The 6,003-nt window shown below is 42.6% G+C and carries 4 protein-coding genes; 2 read left to right on the top strand and 2 right to left on the bottom strand.

Going from position 1 to position 6,003, the window contains the following annotated elements:
• The coding region (locus tag TW81_RS17890) for a VCBS domain-containing protein (RefSeq protein ID WP_045957106.1) at nt 1–2,812 on the top strand (2,812 nt) is incomplete at its 5' end.
• An 83-nt stretch (nt 2,813–2,895) separates the two neighbouring features.
• On the opposite strand, the gene TW81_RS17885 is transcribed toward TW81_RS17890, so the two are convergent.
• Nucleotides 2,896–3,507 (bottom strand): OmpA family protein, encoded by a 612-nt coding sequence (locus TW81_RS17885; protein ID WP_045957105.1) that lies wholly within the window; start codon nt 3,505–3,507, stop codon nt 2,896–2,898.
• Nucleotide 3,508: 1 nt separating this feature from the next.
• On the bottom strand, nt 3,509–4,822 hold the full coding sequence (locus tag TW81_RS17880; RefSeq protein ID WP_045957104.1) for a TolC family outer membrane protein: 1,314 nt from the start codon (nt 4,820–4,822) through the stop codon (nt 3,509–3,511).
• A gap of 291 nt (nt 4,823–5,113) precedes the next feature.
• Here TW81_RS17880 and TW81_RS17875 point away from each other — a divergent pair, with 291 nt between their 5' ends.
• On the top strand, nt 5,114–5,530 hold the full coding sequence (locus TW81_RS17875) for a hypothetical protein (protein WP_045957103.1): 417 nt from the start codon (nt 5,114–5,116) through the stop codon (nt 5,528–5,530).
• Nucleotides 5,531–6,003 lie beyond the last annotated feature (473 nt).

Below are 6,003 nucleotides of genomic sequence, written 5' to 3'. Positions count from 1 at the left end.
TGGCGCTGACACGCAAACCATTACGATTACGATTAATGGTGCGGAAGACCCATCCGATATCTGTCTTGGTGAAGGGGATGATGACAGTGGGTCGGTGACGGAAGATGTGGATACCAACTTGGATGTCGAGGGCGTTCAACTTGAAGTCACAGGAACACTGTCGGTTCAAGACGCGGATGGTGACGGAGAGTTTAACACCACCCCTTCATTTGTCGGCAGTACGACAAATGGCCCGAATAGCCTCGGAGGGTCAGCACTAGGCACATTTGCTATTGATGCGTTAGGTAATTGGAGCTACAGCGTTGACAATGCTAGTCCACTTGTACAGCAACTAACTGGTGGAGAGAAAATTGTTGAAACATTTAGGGTGTCAACATTGGATGATGCTGATAGTCATGACGTTGAAATTACTATTCATGGTGTCAATGACCCTGTCAACGCGAACGATTTTGCTGTTTCTCTCTCAAGCGACACCAATATTGTGCAGTTTGACTTTGATACAGAAGAAGATGCTCAGGGAAATCAAATTGACGTCGTTACTGATGTTGAGGATGACGCATCTCACTTGGATAACAGAATTACACAGATTAATATCAATCAATTACCGACTTTTGGCACTATTTATTTAGTCGATGGCAATACTCGCACAGTCGTAGATACCAATTCAGTGCTCTATGACGATTCTATATTAGAGTATGAGCAACATGCTAACGCTAATGAATTACTGAGTCTGGATGCTGCATATGATTTTGCAGATAACTTTGCTGATGGTACTGTAACTTCATTTGAATTAGATAGTGGCGTGATTGTTTCTGGGGGAAATTATACAGGTTTACGTCCAGATGAGGACTCTGTGTTGAATTCTGCTCTACTATATTATGATTCTGCTTCAAATGAAGAGGGACTCGGTGTTGGCAACAAGGAGATCGATGTAACTTCGAAAGATTATATTGATGTCGACTTTACCCATATTAACGATGGTCGTGCTGATGTACTAATTACAGAAGCAGAGGTACATTTTGGTAGCGTATGGGGTAACTACAACGATACCAGCAGTGCTGACGCCCAAATTCATGTCTTGCTTTTGAGAGATGGGATTGTTGTTGAGGAGTTAATATATGATGACGATGGCAATCCTGGCAGTGTTTATGATGGCTCAGGTGAGTTCTCTGCCCACATCGATTTTACTGACGGCTTTGACCAAGTAAGAGTTTTTACAACTCAAGGTGGGTTAGAAAACGGAACGAAGAATTCAAATGTTACTCTTCAGGGAATAGACGTACTTACAACGGAGATTACAGAAACTGTAGCCTACACTGCGACTGACAGCAGTGGTTCGAGTGATAGTGCTTCTATTTCGTTCAATTCAAGCACTTCTCCTGATGGTGGCCTATTTGTAGGTACCCCTGGTGATGATGAAGTAGGAGCACATGGTGGTGACGATGTCCTGTTAGGTGACCCAGGCGGTTATGAAACCGTTATTGTTCCAGCACAGAATTACAACATTGCCATTTTAGCCGATATATCAGGTAGTATGGGTGACAGTATGGATGGGGGAACTCGTCTAAGCGTGATGAAAAGTGCTTTAATTTCCTATATAAACCAACTAAATACTCATACAGGAACTCTAAATGTATCGTTAATTGCGTTTGGCTCATCTGCCACATTGGCATTTGAATTAAGTGATCTAAATCATGGCAATGGCGTGAACGATATTATTTCTGCTATAAGTGCGTTGACGTTAGGTGACGCTAACGGAAATGCTAGCGGAGGATATGTAGGACGTTCGACGAATTACGAAGCTGCTATACAAGAAGCTAATGATTGGTTTGATGATCAAGCATCGGCAAATTATTCAAATCTAACCTTATTCATCACTGATGGTGTTCCTACAACTTATGTTGGTGATAACTCAAACTCTGGAGCAACACAGAACAACGCAGATGTTGATAATGCATTGGATGACTTTGCAATATTGTCTGCACAGAGCGTGGTTCGCGCGATTGGTATCGGAAATGGGATACCGACAGATACGTTAGAACAGTTTGACAATACACCGGCGTCTGGAAGTGTTGAAATTGTAAATAGTTCTGAAGAGCTACTTGCTGCGTTAATTGGGGAGACTAGCTATGATCAGCTTAGTGATTTAGGGGACGACACACTAATTAGCTACAGCGGAGATGATGTTCTATTTGGTGATGCAATCAATACCGATAATTTGCCTTGGGGCGTTAATGGTAACCCTGAAAGACCAAGTGAATTACCTGAAGAAGGTGCGGGTATTGCAGGGTTAATCAGTTTGTTAACAGAAGTAAATGGAGTCGTTCCTACTGAAGATGAACTGTATGAGTTTATTAAAGAAAATCATGCCAATTACGGCTTTAACGACGAGCAGGAAGGTGGGGATGATCTGCTAGATGGCGGTAAAGGGAATGACACACTTTATGGGCAAGGTGGTGAGGACACGTTAATCGGCGGAGAAGGCAGTGATGTGTTGTCTGGTGGTGATGGGGCTGATATATTTAAGTGGCTGGATCTACACTTAGATGGTTCTACGGATGTTGTTAAAGATTTCAGTGTTTCTCAAGGGGATAAAATTGATCTAACAGATATATTTAGCGATGCCACTGATCAGGAAGCGATAGATATTCTGGACTCTATCGCTGCATCTGCAGAAAATAATGCAGATGATTCTGGAGTAGTCGTAGATGTTGTTAATGGCAACGATTCTGTATCTATTGAGTTAATCGGTTTTACAATTACAAGTTTAACTCAGGATTTGGAAGACATATTTGTTATAAAGCAAGATTGATTGTGCAATTGAATTGAGCAAATAATTCAACGCCCCTTGCATTTTTGCAAGGGGCGTTTCTTTTTTCGGATAACACTTATGGATTATTTTTCAATTACACTGAATATGGTCCACTCTTCAACGACGGCTTCAGTTAAGCCGACTACGGTCGCAGTAACACGGCGATTGAGTGCGTGCGCGGTTTCATCATCCCCCTCAGCTTCTAACCTATCTTCACCATAACCAACAATAGTGACTCTATCTGGTTCCACATCGTAGGAAAGCAGCTCTTGTTCAACGGCATTTGCTCGCTGCTTTGATAGTTCCAGATTGTACACTGGAGTACCAATCTTGCTCGCATAGCCCTGAATTTGAATTGATGCACTTTGATATTTTTCCAAGAAATCAGCCATGCTGCTAATTTGATTAGAGAAAATAGGGTTAATTTCATACGAGTCATTATCAAACAGAATTCTTAATTGAAGTTGTTCCTGGTTTGCGATTGTTTCACCACACCCGTCATTATCTACTTGTGATCCTTCAGGTGTGTCAGGACATATATCACGAGCATTAACAACGCCATCGCTATCGTCATCGACTAGGTCGGATATTTGATTCGCAACAGGTGTCTCGATGTAATCGTATTCGTCTTGCTCTGCGACTGCATAGCTGGCAACAGCGATAGACATCAGGGGTATTAAGTATTTAACATCCATATTAGTACTCCACAGGTTGTGACCACTCTTTCGGAGTATCAACAAGCAGTGCATCTAGCAAATTACCTGTCGCGTTCATTACGCGGTACTTAGCGTACTGCTCCGCGTAGTGTGCATCTAAGTAGTCTTTACGTGCTTCAAATAATTCGTTTTCTGTATTGAGAAGGTCGAGTAACGTACGCTGACCGATTTTATATTGCTTACCGTAAGCAATAACCGTCTCAGAGGCAGAATCGACATGGTCAGCCAGAAAGTTTTTCTGTTGCAGAGTTAAATCCAGTGCACTCCAAGACAACTTTAAGCTTTCTTCGACTTGACGGTAGGCGTTATCGCGCAAATCTTTCGCTTTATTGAGTTGGAACGCCGCACGTTCAGAGAGATCACTGTCTGAACCACCGTTATAGAGATTGTATCTCATACGCAGCATTGCGAGGGTCTCATCACTGCTGCCTCTATCACCACCAGCATCGTCACGCCAAGTTTGACTCGCTTCGATTGAAAACGTTGGGTAATAATTGCCTTTTGATTGCTTGTACTGAAAACGCGCCGAATCCACATCGACTTTAGACACTTGTATGATGGGATGCACATCAAAAGCTTTGACCAACGCATCAGTGAGAGAGAGAGGAATTTTCGTCTCATCAGCACGCGGGTATATTAGGCCTAGAGGGGATTGCCCGACCAGACGCCTAAATTGGGTATGTGTATCAACCAGATTATTTTGCGCAGCAAGTAGGTTACCATGGGCTTTTGCTATCCGTGCTTCGACTTGTGAAACGTCCGCTGTTGAGCCAATCCCAGACACGGCTCTCTTTTGAATATCTTTGTAGATACGTTTGTGCACAGCCAGATTACTTTCTGACAAGTCTAAAATGTCTTTGGCTTTGACCGCATCCAGATAAACTTCTGTCACCTTGAGTGCCAAATCTGACGCATCTGCGAGCAATTTCCACCTCAGAGATTCAGCTTCTGCTGAGGTTCGATCAATATCGTTCAGTGTTGCATTGCCATCCCAAATAAGTTGAGTAAGGCTAATGGTCGCTTCTTTACGTGTTAGATCCGTATCAGGGTTACCTGTAGATTCTGCGGGATTAATGCCTTCATAACCAATCCCGGCATCTAGGTCGATACTCGGTAGGTAAGCGCCACTGGCTGCATCGCTTTGTTTGACGGCACTCTGAAACTCGTTATAAGCACCTTTGAGTTCGGGGCTGGTTGCCAAAGTTATCGCTACTGCTTGTTCTAAAGTTTGAGAGTGAACAGACAAACTAAGCGCAGTAACGCAACTGGCTAGTAGTGTTTTTTTCCAGTTCAAGGGAGCCTCCTCAATGAGTATTAAGTCGTTAGTTTAAACAGGTAATTTCTTGTCATCTTTGTTCAACCAACACGCGTTACCTCAAGCTTAGTTTACAAACAGAATAAGTGTGAATTTGATGCCAAAAAAGTTTCATTATCGTCTTGATTTTTTATACTTTCGTTAGGACTTTTTTGCTACTTGAGTAGTTACTCATTAAGAAAGATTCTAAATTTAAAATACTGGGTTTCATTTTTATGTGCCTTTTCAACAAAAGTAGCAGGAATTGCAGTTGTTACTGGGGAGTCTTGTATGAAGTTATTGTCTTGTCTATTGATCGCTTTAGCGAATACCACAGTCGTTATTGATATCAATGGGAACGTGAGAAATTTGCTTCCTGGAGAAACCCCTGGGCCCGGTGAAATCATTGTTGTTGTCGGGCAAGGTGCGACGGCAATTTCGGACTTCGACATACAACTATTTGAGAGCGGTAGCGTTACGAAAAAAGTTGAGTTAGGTGATGATATCTCTTCTGCGCATGAACTTTTGGAGCAGGGCGTCGATCTCACTCGTGATAGTGACTATGCGACAGCAGCAGGGGATGGTGAAGAGTCCACTTCAGAATTGATTAACCAAGGCTTGACGGAAGATCAGAGTGATAGCTTGCTCTATTTTATTAGTGATTATCTGATGGAGTCACAGTCAGAGGTGGATGAGAACCTTGAATGACGTCAGCTATCATAGTGATAAAATAGTTAGTAAATTGCCCTGCAGTGATCCAAAACTGGTTGCTAGAGCAAAGCAATTTGTGATACTTTTCGCCGCAATCTCGGAGATGAGTCTGTATTTGGATATTCTGGGGGAGACGCGTGATGGCATTCGGGCTGAGTGAACATCACGTAGGGTAGGTATCGACAAGTCCTTTTGTCGATAGACGGGATACTTTTGTCGCATTGCGGCATGTGAATGGGAAACCCAACATTGAACTCACTTAACAAACACACATTAATCAGCTTAGTTCTTCCTCAATGCCCTGTTTTACAAGACAGTTGCATTACTGAACCTTGATCTAATCTCTTGTTTTGCAATCCATTTTAGATGGATCGTTTTTCCGTACACGCTATTTATTATAAGCGTATTCGGTTTATTGTCCCCGTAAGCCAGAGTTTGCTCTGACAAGGGGAACGCATTCTATTTCAAGG

Origin of the sequence: Vibrio galatheae, assembly GCF_000967545.1 — a bacterium.
Taxonomy (GTDB): domain Bacteria; phylum Pseudomonadota; class Gammaproteobacteria; order Enterobacterales; family Vibrionaceae; genus Vibrio; species Vibrio galatheae.
Note: the sequence above shows the minus strand (reverse complement) of the source record. Positions and strands in the feature narration are given on the sequence as shown.

Coding starts and splice junctions, on each gene's coding strand:
- TW81_RS17885 (WP_045957105.1), bottom strand. CDS start 3,507: ATGGATGTTAAATACTTAATACCCCTGATGTCTATCGCTGTTGCCAGC.
- TW81_RS17875 (WP_045957103.1), top strand. CDS start 5,114: ATGAAGTTATTGTCTTGTCTATTGATCGCTTTAGCGAATACCACAGTC.